19 protein-coding genes and 1 pseudogene are annotated in these 20,482 nt (G+C 69.9%); 7 read left to right on the plus strand and 13 right to left on the minus strand.

What is annotated here, in order from left to right:
- Positions 1-63 precede the first annotated feature (63 nt).
- Positions 64-237: a hypothetical protein gene (locus tag ASG63_RS25900; RefSeq protein ID WP_200927196.1), complete on the plus strand. Its 174-nt coding sequence runs from the start codon at positions 64-66 to the stop codon at positions 235-237.
- Here the strand turns inward: ASG63_RS25900 and panE are convergent.
- From panE to ASG63_RS05175, 4 genes are all read right to left on the minus strand, one after another.
- Entirely contained in the window at positions 231-1,187 is a 957-nt protein-coding gene (gene panE, locus ASG63_RS05160) for a 2-dehydropantoate 2-reductase (RefSeq protein WP_056212887.1), read from the minus strand. The two genes, ASG63_RS25900 and panE, sit on opposite strands and share 7 nt — an antisense overlap.
- Positions 1,188-1,264: 77 nt before the next feature.
- Positions 1,265-1,696, minus strand: coding sequence for an MAPEG family protein (locus ASG63_RS05165; protein WP_056212774.1), 432 nt, complete (start codon positions 1,694-1,696; stop codon positions 1,265-1,267).
- Positions 1,697-1,757: 61 nt separating this feature from the next.
- A complete protein-coding gene (guaB, locus tag ASG63_RS05170) occupies positions 1,758-3,251 on the minus strand; it encodes an IMP dehydrogenase (protein WP_056212776.1) in 1,494 nt (497 codons plus the stop codon).
- 164 nt (positions 3,252-3,415) lie between these two features.
- Positions 3,416-4,318, minus strand: coding sequence for a DUF3313 domain-containing protein (locus tag ASG63_RS05175; protein WP_056212782.1), 903 nt, complete (start codon positions 4,316-4,318; stop codon positions 3,416-3,418).
- A 306-nt stretch (positions 4,319-4,624) separates the two neighbouring features.
- Here ASG63_RS05175 and ASG63_RS05180 point away from each other — a divergent pair, with 306 nt between their 5' ends.
- Entirely contained in the window at positions 4,625-6,040 is a 1,416-nt protein-coding gene (locus ASG63_RS05180) for an MFS transporter (RefSeq protein WP_056212784.1), read from the plus strand.
- Between the two features lie 53 nt (positions 6,041-6,093).
- Here ASG63_RS05180 and ASG63_RS05185 read toward each other — a convergent pair whose 3' ends face one another.
- On the minus strand, positions 6,094-6,615 hold the full coding sequence (locus tag ASG63_RS05185; RefSeq protein ID WP_056212786.1) for a DoxX family protein: 522 nt from the start codon (positions 6,613-6,615) through the stop codon (positions 6,094-6,096).
- Positions 6,616-6,694: 79 nt separating this feature from the next.
- A complete protein-coding gene (locus tag ASG63_RS05190; protein ID WP_082487816.1) occupies positions 6,695-7,864 on the minus strand; it encodes a multidrug effflux MFS transporter in 1,170 nt (389 codons plus the stop codon).
- 352 nt (positions 7,865-8,216) lie between these two features.
- Between ASG63_RS05190 and ASG63_RS05195 the strand changes: the two genes are divergently transcribed.
- The 3 genes from ASG63_RS05195 (at position 8,217) to ASG63_RS05205 (ending at position 11,889) form a co-directional block, all read left to right on the plus strand.
- Complete coding sequence (locus ASG63_RS05195) at positions 8,217-9,647, plus strand: serine hydrolase (protein WP_082559184.1); 1,431 nt, start codon at positions 8,217-8,219, stop codon at positions 9,645-9,647.
- A gap of 185 nt (positions 9,648-9,832) precedes the next feature.
- A complete protein-coding gene (adh, locus tag ASG63_RS05200; RefSeq protein ID WP_056212788.1) occupies positions 9,833-11,353 on the plus strand; it encodes an aldehyde dehydrogenase in 1,521 nt (506 codons plus the stop codon).
- Positions 11,354-11,466: 113 nt separating this feature from the next.
- Positions 11,467-11,889, plus strand: coding sequence for a DUF779 domain-containing protein (locus tag ASG63_RS05205; protein WP_056212790.1), 423 nt, complete (start codon positions 11,467-11,469; stop codon positions 11,887-11,889).
- A gap of 4 nt (positions 11,890-11,893) precedes the next feature.
- On the opposite strand, the gene ASG63_RS05210 is transcribed toward ASG63_RS05205, so the two are convergent.
- The 6 genes and pseudogenes from ASG63_RS05210 to ASG63_RS05235 form a co-directional block, all read right to left on the minus strand.
- Positions 11,894-12,433, minus strand: a complete 540-nt coding sequence (locus ASG63_RS05210) for a hypothetical protein (protein WP_056212793.1) — start codon at positions 12,431-12,433, stop codon at positions 11,894-11,896.
- A 37-nt stretch (positions 12,434-12,470) separates the two neighbouring features.
- Positions 12,471-13,655, minus strand: a complete 1,185-nt coding sequence (locus tag ASG63_RS05215; protein WP_056212795.1) for a hypothetical protein — start codon at positions 13,653-13,655, stop codon at positions 12,471-12,473.
- Between the two features lie 441 nt (positions 13,656-14,096).
- Positions 14,097-15,391: pseudogene (locus tag ASG63_RS26995) on the minus strand (alpha-hydroxy acid oxidase).
- A 282-nt stretch (positions 15,392-15,673) separates the two neighbouring features.
- Positions 15,674-16,390: an RlmE family RNA methyltransferase gene (locus ASG63_RS05225; RefSeq protein WP_056212797.1), complete on the minus strand. Its 717-nt coding sequence runs from the start codon at positions 16,388-16,390 to the stop codon at positions 15,674-15,676.
- On the minus strand, positions 16,387-17,487 hold the full coding sequence (locus tag ASG63_RS05230; RefSeq protein WP_056212799.1) for a Ppx/GppA phosphatase family protein: 1,101 nt from the start codon (positions 17,485-17,487) through the stop codon (positions 16,387-16,389). The genes ASG63_RS05225 and ASG63_RS05230 overlap by 4 nt, the downstream gene beginning before the upstream one ends.
- Positions 17,488-17,659: 172 nt before the next feature.
- Positions 17,660-18,130, minus strand: a complete 471-nt coding sequence (locus ASG63_RS05235) for a response regulator (RefSeq protein WP_056189093.1) — start codon at positions 18,128-18,130, stop codon at positions 17,660-17,662.
- 379 nt (positions 18,131-18,509) lie between these two features.
- Between ASG63_RS05235 and ASG63_RS26775 the strand changes: the two genes are divergently transcribed.
- Positions 18,510-19,274 (plus strand): cold-shock protein, encoded by a 765-nt coding sequence (locus ASG63_RS26775; RefSeq protein WP_056212801.1) that lies wholly within the window; start codon positions 18,510-18,512, stop codon positions 19,272-19,274.
- A 128-nt stretch (positions 19,275-19,402) separates the two neighbouring features.
- The gene (locus ASG63_RS05245; protein ID WP_056212803.1) at positions 19,403-19,675 is read left to right on the plus strand and encodes a hypothetical protein; all 273 of its coding nucleotides are present in this window, start codon (positions 19,403-19,405) and stop codon (positions 19,673-19,675) included.
- Positions 19,676-19,770: 95 nt separating this feature from the next.
- Here the strand turns inward: ASG63_RS05245 and rpsD are convergent, their stop codons facing one another.
- Positions 19,771-20,388: a 30S ribosomal protein S4 gene (gene rpsD / locus ASG63_RS05250; RefSeq protein ID WP_055953400.1), complete on the minus strand. Its 618-nt coding sequence runs from the start codon at positions 20,386-20,388 to the stop codon at positions 19,771-19,773.
- Between the last annotated feature and the right edge of the window lie 94 nt (positions 20,389-20,482).

The raw sequence follows: 20,482 nt of genomic DNA on the forward strand, positions 1-20,482 counted from the left end.
TTTACGGCTCAGCTTGCGCCACGGTGCCGCGCGGAGCGGACGCCTGGAGCTTTAGAGAACCCCATGTCTCCCGTCATCCATCTCAGCCTCGCCGGCCTCGTCATGCTAGCGGTCGCCGCCTGTTCCACGGCGCCGGACGCCCCCGACCTGTCGGCGCCGCCCCCGCGCCGGCTCGATGCCAAGACCCAGCTCGAATACGGCGCGCCTCCGCCCCCGCCGCCCGGCCCGCGCTACTGAGGGTTCGCGGCCGCCGACTCGCGGGCGCGGCGGTTCTCGTAGGCCTTCAGGTGTGTGTAGACGCGGTCGAGCACCGGATGCCCGGCCGCATCGGGGGCCCGCGCGATCAGGTCGCCGATGATGTGGTCGGCCTCGATCCGGGCGCCGCCCTCGATGTCGCGCAGCATCGAGGCGGTGAAGGCCGAGCCCTCGGCGGTGAGCGTCCTGCGCGTGTTGTCCATCACGGTCGACCGCGGTGCGTAGCCGGCGGCTTCGGCGATGGCGCGGCACTCCTCCATCAGCGCCGTGATGAAGGCGAGCCCGCCCGGAGCGGCCATGATGTCGCCGATGGTGGCGCGCATGAGGCAGGTGGCCCCGGCCAGGGTCGCCAGGAAACTCCATTTCTCCCACATTTCCAGCAGCATATGCTCGCTGAGGCGGGGCTGGAAGTTCACGCCCTGCATCAGGGCCTCGATGGCCTCGACGCGGGCGGAGCGGCCGCCGGCGCGCTCCCCGTAGGTCAGGGTGTGGAGCGGGTTCATCTGACGGATCTCGCCCGCGGGGCCGAGAGTCGCCACGATGGCGCAGGAGCCGCCGAGCACACGGTCCGCACCGTATACCACGTCGAACGCGTCGAGGTGGCGCATCCCGTTGAGCAGTGGCAGGATCGCGGTGTCGGGTCCGACGGCCGGCGCGACGTCGGCGATGGCGCTGTCGAGATCGTAGGCCTTGCACGAGAACAGCACGAGGTCGAAGGCGCCGCCCTTGCCGGCGGCGAGGTCGGCGGCGGTGACGGTCTGCGGCGCCGGAATGTGCAGGTTGCCGGCGGGACTCTCGACCCTCAGCCCGGCCGCGGCGAGCTTCGCCGCGCGGGCGGGACGGACCAGGAAGGTGACGTCGCGGCCGGCCTCGGCGAGGCGTGCGCCAAAGTATCCGCCGGTGGCCCCGGCGCCGACAACGAGCACGCGCATGGTCTGATCCCTTTCGTCGTTCGCGGATCGCGGCCCGATGCGGCCACCCATCCGTCAGGCCGCGTCATCGTCCCGGGTCAGACGCCGATCGGCGCCAGGAAGATCCGGAACGCGAAGAGGATCCACATCACCAGCAGCACCAGCGTGCCGACGGCATAGGCGCGGAAGCGGTGCGGGATGTGGTTCGTGGTGAGATAGACGCCGGCATGGACGACGCGCGTGGCCACGAAGACCCAGGCCAGGATCACGAACAGGAGGTCGGCCTTGCGGGTGGCCAGGGCGAACCCGACGAGGACGTAGAACAGCACCGGGATCTCGAACTGGTTCGAGAAGGTGTTGGCGGCCTGCTGGGCCGGGGCCGGCCAGTCGCGCTGGCCCAGTGTCAACGCGCGGTCCTTCACGGCGCCGCCGCGCACCGCCGAGAGGCGCATCCGCCCGGTCCAGAACAGCAGCGCGAAGGTGAGGAGGACCTGGGCGAAGACGGGCGCCAGGATGGCTTGGACGGTCACGGCGATTCCTATCGGGCGGCGACCCGTGCCGGACGTCCGGCACGGGCGCGCGCGGCGCGGGTCAGGCGCGGCCGGGGTAGTTCGGGCTCTCGCGGGTGATGGTCACGTCGTGGACGTGGCTCTCGCGCAGGCCCGCATTGGTGATGCGGATGAACTGCGCCCTCTCCTGGAACTCGGGGATCGTCGGGGCGCCGACATAGCCCATGGCGGCCCGCAGGCCGCCGGCGAGCTGGTGGAGCACCGCCGCCACCGGGCCCTTGTAGGGCACCTGCCCCTCGATGCCCTCGGGCACGAGCTTGTGGGTGTCGCTGACCTCGGCCTGGAAGTAGCGGTCAGCGGAGCCGCGGGCCATGGCGCCCACCGAGCCCATGCCCCGGTAGCTCTTGTAGGAGCGGCCCTGGTGCAGGAACACCTCTCCGGGCGCCTCGTCGGTGCCGGCGAGGAGCGAGCCGAGCATGGCCACGGAGGCGCCGGCCGCGATCGCCTTGGCGAGGTCGCCCGAGTACTTGATGCCGCCGTCGGCGATGACCGGCACGTCGGCGCTCTGCGCCGCCTCGACGGCCTCCATCAGGGCGGTGAGCTGCGGCACGCCGACGCCGGCGACGATGCGGGTGGTGCAGATGGAGCCCGGGCCGATGCCGACCTTGATCGCGTCCGCGCCGGCATCGATCAGCGCCTGGGCGCCGTCGCGGGTCGCGACGTTGCCGGCGACGATCTGCACGGTGTTGGAGAGCTGCTTCACGCGGCGCACGGCGTCGAGCACCTTGATCGAGTGGCCGTGGGCCGTGTCGACCACGATGACGTCGCAGCCGGCATCGATGAGGCGCTCGGCCCGCTCGAAGCCGCTGTCGCCCGTGGTGGTGGCGGCCGCGACCCGCAGGCGGCCCTGCTCGTCCTTGACCGCGCCCGGATAGGCGACCTGCTTCTCGATGTCCTTGACCGTGATGAGGCCGATGCAGCGATAGTGGTCGTCGACGACGAGCAGCTTCTCGATGCGGAACTGGTGCAGCAGGCGCTTGGCCTCGTCCTGGCTCACGCCCTCGCGCACGGTGATGAGCCGGTCGCGGGTCATCAGGTCGGCGACGGTCTCGGACGAGTTGGTGGCGAACCGGACGTCGCGGTTGGTGAGGATGCCGACGAGCTTGCCGCGGGAGCCGTTGGGGCCGCGCTCCACCACCGGGATGCCGGAGATGCGGTTCTGCTTCATCAGCGAGAACGCATCGGCCAGGGTCTCGTCCGGGTGGATGGTGATGGGGTTCAGCACCATGCCCGACTCGTACTTCTTGACGAGGCGGACCTGCTCGGCCTGCTCGGCCGGCTCGAGGTTGCGGTGGATGACGCCCATGCCGCCGTTCTGCGCCATGGCGATGGCCATCGGGGCCTCGGTGACGGTGTCCATGGCCGAAGCCAGGATCGGCAGGTTCAGGTGGATCGAGCGGGTGAGCCGGCTCGCGATCTTGACGTCGCTGGGCATCACCGAGGAGGCCGCGGGGCGCAGCAGGACGTCGTCGAAGGTCAGGCCCTCGATGATGGAATCAGCGGTGATGCGGGCCATGAACCAACTCCGGAACGGGTGCTGCGTCGGGCGCTCGCGGGCGTTCCGACGTCACTGGGTTGGCACGGGCCAGTATCATGCACGGGGAACCGGCGCAAAGCCGCCGGTGCGCGCGTCCGACAGGAAAATGCGCCCGGGACGCCGTTCTCCGGTGGGGGTTGCGCCTAGCGCACGCCTCGGGGCGCGCCCGGCAGGCCCTCGGCCGGCCCCCTGTCGGTCCATTCCGGCGGCGCGCCGACGTAATCGCCGAGGATGCCGTCGAGGCCCGGGGCACGGCCGAACGCCTCGCAATCGGGGTCGAGGGGCGCTTCGCCGAGGGTCGTGATGCGGACGCGGTCGTAGGTCGGCAGCGTGAGCGGCGCCTTGAACGGGTCCTGGCCGGTGGCGAGGTAGAAGCCGAAATCCTGGCCGAACTCGCCGGCGAGGTCGTAGGCGTCGCTGGCCGGGGAGAACCGGGCCTGGTTGGTGAAGGCGTTGCTGGCCCCGCCCCAGACCATGGCGGCCCGCTGCACGTTGCGGCTGTCGAGGGCCTCGGCCTCGACGGTCAGGCTGCCGAGACCGATCGGGATGCGGGGGATCGGGACGCGGCCGACGGCCGTCGCGAAGCCGGCGCCGAGCTGGGACGCGATGGTGATGCCCGCTGAGGTCGCCACCGTGGCGCCGGCCGCCGGCACGTTGGTGAGATCGATCCGGGTCACGGCCGAGCGCACCGTGAGGTCCGCCTTCCGGCCCGAGACCACGTCGTAGCGCAGGGAGAGTTCGTAGCAGAGCGCCCGGTCGGCCGCGTTGGCCACGAGCTTGCGCTCGGCCGGCGTCAGGCCCGGGGCCACCACCTCGGAGAAGGCGGTGGGGACGATCCGCACGGTCCGGGTGGCCGCGAGGGCCGCCGGATCGACGAAGATCCGCGAAGAGCTGGCCGTCTCGTCGCTGCCGGCGAGGCGGTCGTACCGGGTCAGGGCGCCGGATTCCGTGAGCACCACGGTCCCGCAGCCGGCGACGGCAGCCGCCAGGGCGAGGCAGGAGACGAAGCCCGCCAGCCTGCGTCGATGTTCGAACCTCGGAAGCATCGGTGACTTTCTTGGGGACACGGTGGGGAGTGCCCGGCACGGCTCCGAAGCGGAGTCGAGCGGCACCCGATCATGCCGTCGAGCTTAGCGGCTCCAGCAACATTGTGGAAAGGTGAGCGAGGCCGTCGCCGGTTCGATGCTGGGCCGATGTGGCCGCAGGGCCACGCCGTCGAAAGGCCCGGGCCCTGCACGTGCGGCATGTCCCTTTCATCCCGAGCCATTCGTCATTGCATACGCGCTTGCCGCGGCATCGCTTTTTGTCGGTATGAGGCATCCGAAACGCCCGACCGGACCGATGTCTCGCCGATGCGCACGTCCCAGATCGTCCCCCTCGTCGTCGCCACCGCGCTGTTCATGGAGAACACCGATTCCACCGTGATCGCCACCGCGCTCCCGGCCATCGCCCAGAGCCTGAACGAGGACCCGATCGCCCTCAAGCTCGCCCTCACCGCCTACCTCGTCAGCCTGGCGATCTTCATTCCGATCAGCGGCTGGATGGCGGACCGGTTCGGGGCCCGCACGGTGTTCCGGGTCGCCCTCGGGGTGTTCATGGCCGGTTCGCTGGCCTGCGCCGCCTCGAATTCCCTGGCGGGCTTCGTCGCCGCACGGTTCTTCCAGGGGCTCGGCGGCGCCATGATGGTGCCGGTGGGGCGCCTCGTGATCCTGCGCAGCGTGCCCAAGAGCGAACTCGTCAGCGCGCTGGCCTACCTGACCATCCCCGCCCTGATCGGGCCGATCTTCGGTCCGCCGCTGGGCGGCTTCATCACGACCTATTTCGACTGGCGCTGGATCTTCTTCATCAACATCCCGATCGGGATCGCCGGCATCGTGCTGTCGACGCTCTACTTCGAGAACATCCGCGAATCCGAGCGCCCACCCCTCGACGTCCTCGGCTTCCTCCTCTCCGGGCTGGGGCTCGCCACGCTGATGCTCGGCCTCGCCTCCACCGGCCGCCCCCTCCTCCCGGAGGGCGTCTCCTGGGGCTGCCTCGCCGCCGGAGCGATCCTCCTGGGGCTGTATTTCCGGCATTCGCGCGGCCTGGCCAACCCGGTGATCCGCCTCGACCTGCTGCGCTACCCGACCTTCCGCGCGGCGGTGACCGGCGGCAGCCTGTTCCGGATCGGCACCGGGGCGATCCCCTTCCTGCTGCCGCTGATGCTCCAGATCGGCTTCGGCCTCGATCCCCTGCGCTCGGGCCTCATCACCTTCGCGGCGGCGGCGGGCGCGCTCCTGATCAAGCTCGTCGGCCCCCGTATCCTGCGCGCCTACGGCTTCCGGCGGGTGATGCTCGTCAACGCCCTGGTCGCCTCGGCCTTCCTCGCGGTGAACGGCCTGTTCACCGCCGAGACCCCGCACGCGATCATCATCTGCGTGCTGCTGATCGGCGGCTGCGTGCGGTCCCTGCAATTCACCTGCGTCAACGCCATCGCGTATGCCGAGTTGGAGACCCGGGAGATGAGCGCGGCCACGAGCCTCGCGAGCGTGGCCCAGCAGCTTTCGCTCAGCCTCGGAGTGTCTTTCGGGGCGCTGGCCCTGGAGGGCGCCGCGGCGTTCCACGGCCGCACCGAGATCGTGGCGCAGGATTTCGCCCCGGCCTTCCTGGCGGTGGCGCTGATCTCGGTGATGTCCTTCTTCTCCTTCCGGCGGCTCAACCCGGAGGCCGGCGCCGAGGTCTCGGGGCACCGGCTCGCCGCCGCCGCCCCGCGCAACGCGATGCCGTAGGATGTCGTGGGCTTAGAATGTGATGCCCCGGGACGCGGGGCGCCTCCGCGAGTTCAGGCGGCGGCCCGGGCCGCCGCCCGTCCGGGGGCGCGCTTGGGCTTCTGCCCGCCCCGCGCGGTAGCCGAGGCCTTGGCCGGGGCCTTCGCGGGGCTCGAGGCCGCGCGTGCGCCCTGGCGCCAGCCCTGCCAGCTCCAGCGGCCGGGGCCGGTCATCGCGTAGATGAGGAAGCCGCCGGCGAGGCCGAAATCGGCCAGCATCAGGGTGCGCTCGGCCACCGCGCTCGGCCCGGAGAACTGCCAGAACGGGTGCAGGAGCACGGCCATCACGCCGACGAAGACGGCAAGCGCCAGGCCGCTGAGGCGCGGCAGCACGCCGAGGATCAGCGCGACGGGGCCGAACACCTGGACGATCACGGCCGCGGTGGCGACGGCGTTCGGGGACGGCAGGCCTGTGGCCGCGAGGGTGACGGCGAAGCCGGAGACGTTCAGGGCCCGGGCGACCCCCGTGGGCAGCAGCGCGGCGGCGAGCAGCAGCCGGGCGAGGAAGAGCAGTCCGTCTTGGGCACGGCCGGTCACGTCTGGGGCTCCGTCAGGGATCCTGGGAGACCGAGCTTTGTCGCGACGGCCTGAAGACGGCGTTAAGGCTGCGGTGTCCTCAACCGGAGACGCCGCCGCGGAAGAGGCGGCCCCGCTCCGTCCAGGCCACCACCGCGAGGGCCAGGCCCCCGAGGAGGGCGTAGCCGATGCCGATGGGCAGCACCGAGCCGTCGAAGGCATGCCCGATCAGGAAGCCGCAAAACGCGCCCAGGATCGTGGTGTAGAAGCCAAGGAAGGACGAGGCCGTGCCGGCGATCTCGCCCAGGGGCTGCAGCGCCAGGGCGTTGAAGTTCGGCATGGCGAAGCTGATCAGGAACTGGTTGGCAGCCAGGATCGCGAGGAACAGCCCCAGGGGCGGGTGACCGTGATAGGCGAGCCCCGCCACCACCTGCCCCACCGCCACGACGACGAACAGGCTCAGACCCGCATGGGACAGCGGGCGCATGCCGAGGCGCCGGACGAGGCGGGCGTTCACCAGGGTGGCGGCCCCCATGGCGCCGGCGACGAGGCCGAAGGCCAGGGGGAACAGGCCCCCGAGATGGTAGAGCCCCGTGTCGAAGACCTGCTGGGCCGAGCCGACATAGCCCATGATGCAGCCGGTGAGCAGGCCGAGCGCCGTGGCGTACCCCACCGCCACGCGGTTGCGGAAGGTGATGGCCACCGCCTGGGCCACCGCCGCGAGGGAGAAGGGGCGCCGGTATTCCGGATGCAGCGTCTCGGGCATCCGCCAGGCGAACCAGATCACCAGGATGCCGGCGAGCGCCAGCATCGAGACGAAGACGTAGACCCACGAGCCGAACAGCAGCATCGCGCCGCCGATGGCCGGCGCGATCATCGGCACGATCAGGAACACCATCATGATGAGCGACATCACGCTCGCCATCTCGCGCCCCGCGAAGCGGTCGCGCACGATCGCCGTCGAGAGGACGCGCCCGCTGGCGGCGCCGATGCCCTGGATGATGCGCGCCGCCAGGAGCCAGCCGAAGGACGGGGCCACCATGGCGAGGCCGGTGCCGACGACGTAGATCGCCAGGCCCGCCAGCAGCACCGAGCGCCGCCCGTAGGTGTCCGAGAGCGGCCCGTAGACGATCTGCGCCGTGCCGAAGCCGATCATGTAGACGTAGATGAGGAGCTGCAGGCTGTTCGGATCGACCACGCCGAAGCGGGCCTGGATCGCCGGAAACGCGGGCAGCAGGTTGTCGATCGAAATCGCCGTGACGGCCATCATCAGCGCGACGATGCCGACGAACTCGCCGAAGCCCGGGCCTGTCCACGGCCGGGCGGCCGGTTCGGAGACGGTGACGGGGATGGGGGCGGCCGGGGCGTGCGCGGCGGGGGCCTGCGCGATTTTGGCCGGGGTGGTGCTCACCTGGGACGGTCCTCGGGGGCTGGGGCGGCGCGGCGGATCATCAGTCGAGCCAGAACGTTTCGTCCGGCTCTTGGTGCCTTCGGCGCGGCGGGGCCATCGGGGGCGCTGCATGGCAGCCGCGCGGGGTCCTCGGCGCGCTCGCGCCACAATTTCGGAGAACCGTGACCGGGTGCCGGGATCGCGGCGGGTCGGGGAGCGGAACGGCGGCAGCATGCAGGAGACGCGTCGCCGCATCGTCCAGTTCGGGCTCCTCGGGGCCCTCCTGCCGGGCCGTCCGGCCCGGGCCGGCGCCGATTCGATCGCCTCGTCCGAGATCACCCCGCCCGACTTCGCCGCCCGGGCCGACGCCCTGGTGCGGCCCTACGCCCGAGCCGGGATCTTCTCCGGCGCCGTCATCGTGGCCCGCGACGGCGCGGTGCTGTTCCGGCAGGCCTACGGCGTTGCCCAGCGCGAATGGTCGGTGCCCAACACGCCCGAGACCCGCTTCCGGATCGCCTCCCTGACGAAGCAGTTCACCGCCGCCGCGATCCTGAAGCTGCAGGAGGCCGGGCGGCTCCGGCTCGACGACCCGGCCGCGCGGTACATGCCCGGCCTGCCGGCGACCTGGGCGCCGATCACCCTGCGGATGCTCCTCGATCACACCGCGGGCCTGCCCAACGTGACGGCCCTGCCCGATTACCCGACCCTCCTCGCCCGGACCGCCCGGACGCCCATGGACGTGGTGGGCCGGCTCTATCGCGAGGCGCTGCTGTTCCCGGCGGGCTCGGCGCAGGAATACAGCAACACCGGCTACATCCTGCTGGCGGCGATCGTGGAGGGGATCACCGGCGCGCCCTTCGCGGCCGCGCTGCACCGCCTGGTCCTCGCCCCCGCCGGCCTCGCCGAGACCGGCGACGCCGACCCGGCGGCGGTGATCCCGCAGCGGGCCGCCGGCTACCACCGGGCCGCCGGGCAGTGGCGCAACGCGCCCCCCGAGGTTCCGGCGGCCGTCCTCGGGGCCGGCGGCCTCGTCTCGACGCTCGACGACCTCGTGGCCTGGGACGCCGCGCTTTACTCCGGCCGGGTCCTGCGACCGGCCTCCCTGGCCGAGATGGTCCGCGACGGCGGCCACGGCTACGGGCTCGGCCTCTATGTCGGCCGCGCCTACGGCCAGCGGCTCCTGTCCCATGGGGGCTTCCTCGACGGGTTCTCGGCGATCAAGGACAGCTACCCGGATCTCGGCGTGACGGTCGTGGTCCTCGGCAACACCGAGACCACGCCGGCCCAGACCCTGTCCCGCCGCCTCGGCGCCCTCGCCCTCGGGCAGCCGGAGGTCAGCGAGATCGCGGTGCCGGCCACCGTGCTCGACCGCTATGTCGGGTTCTACCGGACGGGGCCGCGCGCCGTGGTCGCCCTCGTCCGGGAGGGCGACCGCCTCGTCGCTCGCGGGGCCGGTCCCGCGCGCCTTGCCCTGACACCGGAGAGCGACCGCGTCTTCGTGGCCGGGGACGGCACCCGCCTCGCCCTCGACATCGAGCCGGACGGCCGGGCGACAGGCCTCCTCCTCGACCTGCCCGGCGGCGCGCGTTCGGGTCCCCGGATCGACGCGCAGACGGCCCGGCGCATCGGCAGCCGGCGCCTCGCGCGCCTCGGGCCGCGCTGAGCGCCGCCCGGGTCGCCAACCCGCCCGAACGGGTCTAACATCGCCCCCGCGCCACGACGCCATCGGGCGCGCCGATCATCCGGGCCGCGCGCTCGCGCGACCGACCGTTGGCCAAAAGTCCATCTTGATTTGACGCTGCGTCTGGCTTTGGCTGCTGCCCATAAGAACAATCAGGAGGATACGCGATGAACAAGCCGGAATTTCTCGACCAGGGTACGAAGGCGCCGTTCTCGGCGCGCTACGACAACTTCATCGGCGGCCAGTGGGTCGCGCCCGTGGCCGGCCGCTACTTCGAGAACACGTCCCCGATCACCGGCCGGGTGATCTGCGAAGTCGCCCGCTCGGACGCCGCCGACGTCGACAAGGCGCTCGACGCCGCCCACGCCGCGAAGGAGGCCTGGGGCCGCACCGCGCCGGGCGAGCGCGCCCGCATCTTGAACAAGATCGCCGACCGGATGGAGGAGAACCTCGACCTGATCGCGCTGGCCGAGACCTGGGACAACGGCAAGCCGATCCGCGAGACGACCCACGCCGACATCCCGCTCGCCATCGACCATTTTCGCTACTTCGCCGGCTGCGTCCGCGCGCAGGAGGGCTCGATCTCCGAGATCGACCACGACACCGTGGCCTACCATTTCCACGAGCCGCTGGGCGTCGTCGGCCAGATCATCCCGTGGAACTTCCCCATCCTGATGGCGGTGTGGAAGCTCGCCCCGGCGCTGGCGGCCGGCAACTGCGTCGTGCTCAAGCCCGCCGAGCAGACCCCGGCCTCGATCCTCGTGGTGGCCGAGCTCATCGCCGACCTGCTGCCGGCGGGCGTGCTCAACATCGTCAACGGCTTCGGCCTCGAATGCGGCAAGCCGCTCGCCTCCTCGCCCCGCATCGCCAAGATCGCCTTCACGGGCGAGACGACGACGGGCCGGCTGATCATGCAGTACGCTTCGCAGAACCTGATCCCGGTGACGCTGGAACTCGGCGGCAAGTCGCCGAACATCTTCTTCTCCGACGTCGCCAACGAGGATGACGACTTCTTCGACAAGGCGCTGGAGGGGTTCACGATGTTCGCCCTCAACCAGGGCGAGGTCTGCACCTGTCCGAGCCGCGCCCTGGTGCACGAGTCGATCTACGACCGCTTCATGGAGCGGGCGATCAAGCGCGTCGAGGCGATCACCCAGGGCTCGCCCCTCGATCCCGCCACGATGATCGGCGCCCAGGCCTCCTCGGAGCAGCTGGAGAAGATTCTCAGCTACGTCGACATCGGCAAGCAGGAAGGCGCCCAGTGCCTCACCGGCGGCGAGCGCAACGTGAAGGAGGGCGAGTTCGCGGAAGGCTATTACATGAAGCCGACCGTGTTCCGCGGCCACAACAAGATGCGCATCTTCCAGGAGGAGATCTTCGGCCCCGTCCTCTCGGTGACGACCTTCAAGGACGATGCGGATGCTCTCAGCATCGCCAACGACACCCTCTACGGCCTCGGTGCCGGCGTCTGGACCCGCGACGGGACCCGCGCCTACCGCTTCGGCCGCGCCATCCAGGCCGGCCGCGTCTGGACCAACTGCTACCACGCCTACCCGGCCCACGCGGCCTTCGGCGGCTACAAGCAGTCCGGCATCGGCCGTGAGAACCACAAGATGATGCTCGACCACTACCAGCAGACGAAGAACATGCTGGTGAGCTACTCGGCCAAGAAGCTCGGCTTCTTCTAGGACCCGTTCAGGCCACGCAGACCCGCGTGAGACTTGCCCCGGCCGGATGACGGCCGGGGCTTTTTCGTCTTCCGCCCTATTTCTCCTGAAAGGCCTTTCCCGGAGACCGCCCCATGAGCGAGATCGCCCTCGACCCGACCACCGCCGACCAGGCCGGCGCCGACGGGACGCCCCTGCGCGTCACCGCGACCCCCGCCGCCATCGACCTCATCGCGGAATTGCGGGCCGAGCACGGTCCGGTGATGTTCCATCAGTCCGGCGGCTGCTGCGACGGCTCGTCGCCGATGTGCTATCCGGTGGGCGACTTCCTCACCGGCGACAGCGACGTCCATCTCGGTACCGTGGCGGGCGCCGATTTCTGGATCAGCCGGCCTCAATTCGCGGTCTGGAAGCACACGCACCTCATCCTCGACGTGGTGCGCGGCCGCGGCGGCATGTTCTCCCTGGAGAACGGGCGCGACAAGCGCTTCCTCATCCGGTCCCGGGTCTTCACCGAGGCCGAGAACACGGCGCTGGAGGGCGCCTGCCGGCTTTGAGGCGTCAGGAGCGCGGCTTCGGCGCCCCGCCGGCATTGCAGCGCTTCATCGCCGCGAAGGCGTCGGCGGCGCCGCTTAGGTCGAAGGCCGCCTTCCAGCCCTTGCCCTTGATGAGGATCTCTTCGGACTCCGCGGCCTTATCGGCGAGGTTGCCCGGCAACGTCCCGACGAGCCGGGTGCCGTTGCCGGTCCAGGTCGATTTGGCGTTCACGGTCTTGCGCCCCAGTTCGGTGGCGGCCGTGATCTTTTCGTCCCGGTCGTGCTGCCACCTGCCGTAGGTCAGCACCACGACGAGGGCCTTGTTCTCCAGCGCGAAGGTGATGGAATTGTCGGCGTCGTCATCGTCCTCGTCGACGTAGGAGCGCACGATCACGCAGGACGGACTGCCCGTGACGCTGGTGGCACGCTCGACCTGCCAGCCGTTCAGGCTCTCGAACAGGGGGCGCTCCGGGACAGGGCTTTCCTGGGCCTCCGCGGGCGCGAGGGAAACCAGACCGGCGACGAGGCCGAACAGGCAGGACCGAGCGGGCGATGGGCGCTTCATGACGGGATTCTCCGGTGGGAATGCGGACGGTCGCGGCTCAGAGCTTGGCGCCGGGCACCGGTGTCTCCGCCGGATTGGGGGGCGCCTTGGCGGCCTCGCGGGCATCCATGAAGGTGGCGAAGTCCTCGGGCGTCCGGGTCGAGAAGGCGACGATGGGCTGCGGGTCGTCCGACAGGTCGCGGAACGCCGCGCAGAGCTCCGTCGCCGGCTTCGCGAAGGTCGGCTGCAGCTTTGCCTGGATCTCCTCCATGACCGGGGCCATCTCGGGCGCCAGGGCCGCGAGCTTGGCTTCGAAGTCGGCCCGCTGCCGCGCCGTGGTGGGAATCTCGCAACTCGCGAGGACCTTCTGGAAGATCAGGCCCATCCCGTAGACCTTGATCCGGGTCTCCGGCGGTCGCGCCGCCGCCTTCTTCTCACTCTGGCGCCGCTCCGTCTCGGCCGCGAAGGCTTCCGGAGTCATGACGAGGTACTGGCCCAGGGCTGTGCTGAAAGCCGCCGCATCGTCCGGCTTGGGGCAGAACGGCGCCTTCGGGTCCGTGAAGCGCTTGCCGAGTTCGATGTCGATCAGCGCCTGGATCGGGCTCATCTCCGGGCGCATCGCCGCCAGTTTGGCCTCGAGCTCGGCGCGCTGCTTGCCCGTGCTCGCGACGTCGCAATCCTTCAGCGCCTTCTGGAAGAAGAGCCCGCTCGCGTAGTTGGCGATACGGCCCTGCGACGGAAGCTCCGTCGCGACTTCGTCCGGCGGTCCGCTGCAGCGCTTCAGGGCCTCGAAGGCTTCGGCGAAGGCCGGGATCTTGAAGTCGGCGTCGCCATCCTTGAAGCGCAGGACGATGGCGTCGGCGCCCAGGAGGTGCGGCAGGAGTGTGTCCGGGAACTCCCCGGTCAACTGGGTATCGTCGGCCTTCCACTTGGAGCGCGGAAGGACGACCTTGCCGCCGGCCAGGAGAACGACGGTGCGGTCGCCCTTGTCGTGCGACCAGCCCTGATAGCCCAGGGAGATGATCAGGAATCCCGGATAGGTCCCGATCGCTACCGCGCTGGCGTTCTCGTCGTCCGCATCCTGGTAGCCGCGCACCATCATGCACTTGGCCTTGGCGCCGTCGCCGCTGCGGCTGATGTCCCAATCCGCCACCTTCGCGAAGGGGACGTCCTTGGCCGTCGCCGCCGTCGCGGCGAAGCCGATCCCGGCCGCGAACAGGGAGACCAGACACCGGAAGACCATCGACAACTCCACACCGCCTGCCCGTCCGGGGCAGGCGCCCGGATCGCGTTCGGCAATCTGGACTGCGGAACATGGAGGATGTGTTGAAGTCCGCGACATCGCCGAGTGATCGTGGCGATCAGGGCTAATGAAAACGTAATGATCCGGCCCTGCAGATTGGAAAATTGCTGCTCCGCAAAGAAACCGCGCGAGAGCGCTGCGCATCGATCCTTCGATTCACGGAGCGCCGCGTCGGCCGGGATTGAAGATCGAAGGCGTCCTGAGCGTTCGGCGCAATGCTGCGAGCCGAACGGGGCACCGCGATGGATGCCGTAGTCTTACCCGACCTGTCCCGCCGGTTCGCCAACCGAGCCCCGGAACGCGGATCGCTCCCCGGGCGGTTCTGCCCGAGAAGCGATCCGGAGGGGGCGGCGCACGGGTTTCGCCGCCGCGTCGATGATCTCAGGCGCGGCTGACGCTGGCAGGCGTGATCTCGGCGAGCTTCGTCGCGCCGACCTGGCGCATGATCGTCTCGAACTCGCGCTGCATGATCGCCAGCACCGCCGTGACGCCGGGCTCGCCGAAGGCGGCCAGACCCCAGACGTAGGGACGCCCGATGCAGACCGCGTTGGCGCCGAGGGCCAGGGCCTTGATCACGTCGGTGCCGCGGCGGAAGCCGCCGTCGATGAGCACGGGCACCCGGCCGTTGACCGCCTGGACGACCTCCGGCAGCGCATCGATCGTCGCCTCGAGGCTCTCCTCGGCACGGCCGCCATGGTTCGACACGATCAGGGCGTCGACGCCATAATCGAGGGCCTTCCTGGCGTCCTCGTGGGTGACGATACCCTTGAGGACGAGCTTGCCCTTCACGATGCCGCGCAGGCGCTTCACGTAGTCCCAGGTCATGCCGGTGCCGTAGAGGTTCGTCACCTTCGAGACGTCGATGTCGTCGAACATCGGCTTGCGGCTGACCTCGTTCTTGAAGCCGGGCGTATGGCAATCCGAGCAGGTGCGGGTGTCGAGGCGGCGTTCCCGGAACAGCGTCTCGGTGTTGCGGCCGCCCTGGCGGTCCACGGTGAGGACGATGGCGGGGGCGCCGGCCTTCTCGGCCCGCCTCACCAGGGCTTCGGTCACGGCCCAGTCGTCGGTCGGATAGAGCATGTACCAGACCGGCGCGCCGCGCTCCTTGATCACGTCCTCGATCGACGTGCTGCCCACGGTCGACAGGATCATCTGGTGACCCTGACCTTGGCGCCGCGCGCCACGGCCGACTCGGCCTCGGGGTGGAAGGCGGCCTGGCTGCTCACCGGGGCGAGCATGATCGGGCTTGCCCAGGTCTCGCCGAAGATCTTCACCGTGGTGTCGATCTTGCGCACGTCGATGAGGCGGCGGGCACGGATGCGGATCTTCTCGAAGCCCGCGCGATTCGCCTTCAGGGTCTCGTCGCCGTCGACGCCGCTGGCGAGGTAGCCGTAATGGGCCGGGGGCAGGGCCTTCTTCGCGGCGGGCTCGAAATCGAAGACGTTGAGGGCCTGGCTCGGCGAATCGATGATCTCACCGACATTGCCGGGGGACTGCCGCAAGACGTCGTAGCTCTGGGCCATGGCGGCGTCGGTGCCGAGGGCCGACAGGCCGGCGAGCGCGCTCACCATCCCGGGCGCCACCACCGGGCTGGCCGACAGGAACTCCAGGAACTTGCGGCGGTGGAACAGTTTTTCCGTCTCGGCACCGGACTGAGGGTGAAACGTCTCGGACATTCAAATGGCTCGCAGCGATCTCGCGGAGATGCTGTCCTGCACCATTCATGTTGCAGCGCGCAAGATTGCTGTCCGGGACTATATTTCTACTTTGTCAGGCGAGATCCGTAAACTATAGTGCATAAATCCAAATTTTACTTCAAAAACGTCGCAACGGATCTTGAACAGGAAGTCGTCGGAAATAGAGAGGTCTGCGTCAGCCTTCACGCTGCGTTGCACGCAGTGCATTATGGTCACGCTTCCGCTAACCTGGGAGCTTCCCCTCCCCGGGAGGAGCTCGGCTCAGGGATCCCGCGGTTCGACGGCGGCCCCGGTCGGCCCGCGATAGCCCGTCGCCAGCACGTAGAGTTCGCTCGAATCGGCCCGGCTGGCATTCGGCTTGACGTGGCGCACGCTGGCGAAGTCGCGTTTCAGGTCGGCGAGCAGCGTCCCTTCCGTGCCGCCCTGGAACACCTTGGCGAGATAGGATCCGCCGGGTGCCAGGATCTCGCGGGCGAATTCGGCCGCCGTCTCGGCCAGGCCGATGATCCGCAGGTGGTCGGTCTGCTTGTGGCCGGTGGTGTTGGCGGCCATGTCCGAGAGCACGAGGTCGGCCGGACCCCCGAGGAGGTCGGTGAGCAGCGTCGGCGCCTCGGGGGCGAGGAAGTCGAGGGTGATGAAGTCGACCCCGACCATCGGCTCGATCTCGAGGAGGTCGATGCCGACGATCTTTCCGCTGGTCCCCACGATCTTGGCCGCCACCTGCGACCAGCCGCCGGGGGCCGCGCCGAGATCGACGATGCGCTGGCCGGGCTTCAGGAGCTTGAAGCGCTCGTCGATCTCGATGAGCTTGAAGGCCGCGCGCGAGCGGTAGCCCTCGCGCTTGGCCCGGGCCACGTAGGGATCGTTGAGCTGGCGCTCCAGCCAGCGCTTCTGGGAGGCGGTGCGGCCCCGCCCCGTCTTCACCCGCTGCTTGAGTTCGCCGCGCAGACCCGCGCCGGCACCACGCCTGTCACTCACCGGTAGCTCCCACGGCGCCAGACGCCGTCCTCACGCATCATGTTCATCAAGAGACCCTCGCGCAGGCCGCGGTCGGCGATGCGCAGGCGGTCGGAGGGAAACGCCCGGCGGATCGCCTCCAGGATGGCGCAGCCCGCCAGAACCAGGTCGGCCCGGTCGCGCCCGATGCAGGGATTGTCCGCGCGCTGTTCGAGCCGGGTGTCGAGGAGGTCGTCGATGGCCTCGCCCACGTCGGCGTCGCTCATCCAGAGACCGTCGACCCGCCGGCGCTCGTAGCGGGCGAGACGCAGGTGCATCGCCGCCAGCGTCGTCACCGTACCGGAGGTGCCGAGCAGGTGGAAGTGCCGGGCATTCGCGGCGGGCGCGGCCCGGATGGCGAAGCGCGCCAGGAGGTCGGCCACCTCCTCCACCATGCCCTCGAAGGTCAGGCGGGTGACGTCGGAACCGCCGTGGCGCTCGGCCAGGGTCACGACGCCCACGGGCAGGGAGTCCCAGGCGCGGATGCGCAGCGTCGGATCGGCCGAGGGGTTCGTCGCCGCACCGTCGAGCCAGGCGATCTCGGTGGAGCCGCCGCCGATGTCGAAGATGACCACCGACTCGGAATAGGGGTCCGCCAGGGCGGCGCAGCCCGTCACCGCGAGGTAGGCCTCGGTCTGCCGGTCGACGATCTCGAGGTCGAGACCGACCTCGTTGCGCACGCGCTCGACGAACTCGGCCCCGTTCACCGCGAGGCGGCAGGCCTCGGTGGCGATGATCTTGGCCCGCACCACGCCGCGGGCCTGCATCTTGGCCTTGCAGACCCGGAGGGCTTCGATGGTCCGCTCGATCGCGGCCTCGCTGAGCCGGTCCGAGTTGCCGAGCCCCTCCCCGAGACGGACGATCCGCGAGAAGGCATCGATCACCCGGAAGCCGTGCGAGGCCGGCTCGGCCACGAGTAGGCGGCAATTGTTCGTGCCGAGGTCGAGGGCGGCATAGGCGCTGCGCCGGCTTGGACGGCCGGCCGGACCCGGCGCATCGGCGCGCGCCACCGGTGCCGCCAGCGGCGTTGTCCCGCCGCTCGGGCGGGCCGGCATGGTCGCGGCGCTCTCGTCCCTCATCGGCTGAGCCGAAATCCTCGATCATGGTCCCAGGCGGACAGCTGGACCAACAGTCGCTCAAGACGCTACAGGTCTCCCCGGCAAACTGCAAAGCCTCGATCGCGAACACGATCGGATCCGGGATGATTTCGGCGGCTCGAACGGAGCCGGCCGGGCCTGCTCCGAGCGGGCTTCACCCGAGCTTGCCGGCCGCGGCCATGCGCGGCACGGGCCGGAGGAGGCTCTTGACCTGCGAGAACGGGCGCGGCCGGTTGATCACCTCGTCGAGGCGCGACCACAGGGTCTTGGGCGAGAACGGCTTGGCGATGATCTCGTTGACCCCCAAGGAGATCGCCCGATCGACCACGTTGCGGCGGGGCTGGGCCAGCATCAGGATGATCGGCACGGTGGGGGACGGCGAGGTGGTGGGCGTGCGCGCCAGGCGGATGAACTCCTCGCCCGAGAGGATCGCCAGGTCCCAGTCGATGATGGTGAGGTCCGGCTTGCTCTCGGCCAGGACGCCCAGGGCTTCGGCCCCGTCCGGCGCCTCGAGCACGCGCTTGATCCCGACCCGCATGAGCATGTCGCGCACGATACGGCGGATGTAGAGACTCTCGTCGACCACCAGTGCCGAGAGGTCCGGAAAACTCGGGGTGGCGATCATGGATGCGGCGTCGGGCCCGGCGGCTCGGGGCGGACATGCCCCGTCGGCACCCTACCGTCCGGGACTTTGCGCTTTGCTAACATCGACCCGCAAATCGATTCGATCGTCTGGCGCGAGACAGGCCTCGGCGGCGGGGGCGGGCCGCCCCCGCCGCCGGGGTGCGCTAAAAAGCTACGCATTTTGCCGCAGGAAAGTTACGGAACTCTCGCCAACCGGGGCAGAAGCATCTTGCGATCAAGGCGGCTTTCAGTCAGGACTAAGGCGTTATTCTTGGTCACCGCTGCTGGGAGTAATGATAGAGCGGAGCGTGGGCTGTCTGGGATGGCGCGCACGCGGTTATCGAAACTGATGGTCGGCGGACGGTTTTTGCGAGCTTTCTATGGGACGTGGTCGTGATTTTCGGGGGCCGCAGAAGCGCGGCTTCGATGAGGGTGGAGCCGAGCCGCGTTGGCCGGATCAGGCTCCTCCGAGCGGCGGTGGCTACGGTGGTGGTTTCGGCGGTGGCGGCGGTTTCGACCGTGGTCCGTCGCGCGCCGCTGCGGCACCCTCTGGACCGGAGCGCGATGCGACGGTCAAGTGGTTCAACAAGGAGAAAGGCTTCGGGTTCGTCGAGCTGGCTGACGGTTCGGGCGATGCCTTCCTCCACATCCGCGCCGTCGAAGCTGCCGGCCATGCCGACCTCCTCCCCGGCACGCGCCTGACGGTTCACACCGCCCAGGGCCAGAAGGGTCCGCAGGTGACCGACGTCACCAGCGTGGATACCTCCACGGCCGAGGCCGCGCCCATGCGCGACGCGCGTCCGCCCCGCAGCGGCGGCTTCGGTGGCGGCGACCGCTTCGGCGGTGGCGGTGCCGGCGGTTACGGCGGCGGCGGTGGTGGTTACGGCGACCGCGGTGGCGACCGTGGCGGCGGACGCTTCGCCAGCGGCCCGTCCACCGAGATGACCGGCACGGTGAAGTGGTACGACCCGGCCAAGGGCTTCGGCTTCGTCTCCGTCAACGACGGCGGCAAGGACGTGTTCGTGCACCGTTCGGCCCTCTCCCGCGCCGGCCTCGACTCCCTGGCCGAAGGCCAGCAGGTCGTCCTCGGCGTCGTCGAGGGTCAGAAGGGCCGCGAGGCCCAGAGCATCAACGTCGACGATTGATCGACCCGGGGCTGGCCGCGCTGCGGCAACCTTTCACGGCATGACTGAAGCGGCGGCCCCTTCCGGGCCGCCGTTTCGCGTTTTGAGACATGACCTTTCGAGACACGACCTTGCCTCCGGAGATCGGAATGCGGACCACCCTCCTCGCGCTGATCGGCCTGGCCGGCCTGGCGGCGCCTGCGCCGGCCGCGGCCGAGGACTTCACCGGCTTCTATGCCGGCGTGAATGCGGGCTACGGCTTCGAGACGGGTGGGCGGGACGGACGCGGCTTCGTGCCGGGTGCGCCGGGCGACGCGCCGGGATCTGCCGCCGACACCGGACTTCCGCCGAGCGCCCGGGATGCGTCCCGTGCCCTGCAGTCGCGCAATCGCGCGTCCCCGGGTAGCGCCCTCCCCCGCTGAGACGGGGCGGCCGTTGCGCTGAAGCCGTCGCCCCAACGAGAAAAGGCCGCCCTCGCGGGCGGCCCTTTCGCATCTTCGACGATGATCCAGTGGGATCAGCGCGAGTAGAACTCGATCACGAGGTTCGGTTCCATCTGGACCGGGTAGGGAACCTCGCCGAGGTTCGGCACGCGGGTGACCCGGGCCGTCATCTTGGAGTGATCCACCTCGATGTAGTCCGGCACATCGCGCTCGGCGAGCTGCGCGGCCACGACGACGATCTCGAGCTGCTTCGAGGAATCCTTGACCTCGATCAGGTCGCCCGGCTTCACGAGGTAGCTGGCGATGTTGACGCGCTGGCCGTTGACCTTGACGTGGCCGTGGTTGACGAACTGACGCGCCGCGAACGGGGTCGGCACGAACTTCGCGCGGTACACGACGGCGTCGAGGCGGCGCTCGAGCAGGCCGATCAGGTTCTCGCCGGAATCGCCGCGCAGGCGGATCGCCTCGGCGTAGTAGCGGCGGAACTGCTTCTCGGTGATGTTGGCGTAGTAGCCCTTGAGCTTCTGCTTGGCGCGCAGTTGCGTGCCGAAGTCGGACATCTTGCCCTTGCGGCGCTGGCCGTGCTGGCCGGGGCCGTACTCGCGGCGATTGACGGGGCTCTTCGGGCGGCCCCAGATGTTCTGGCCCATGCGGCGATCGAGCTTGTGCTTCGCCTGAATGCGTTTTGACATCGCGGTTCCTCTCGCAATGGAGATCTATCGAGGAACGCGCCCTCCTCTCTCCGCCGGGCCCGGGAGCCTGGAGCGGAGCGACAGGACGGACATG

It is taken from the genome of Methylobacterium sp. Leaf94 (genome assembly GCF_001426045.1).
In the GTDB taxonomy this organism is placed as follows: domain Bacteria; phylum Pseudomonadota; class Alphaproteobacteria; order Rhizobiales; family Beijerinckiaceae; genus Methylobacterium.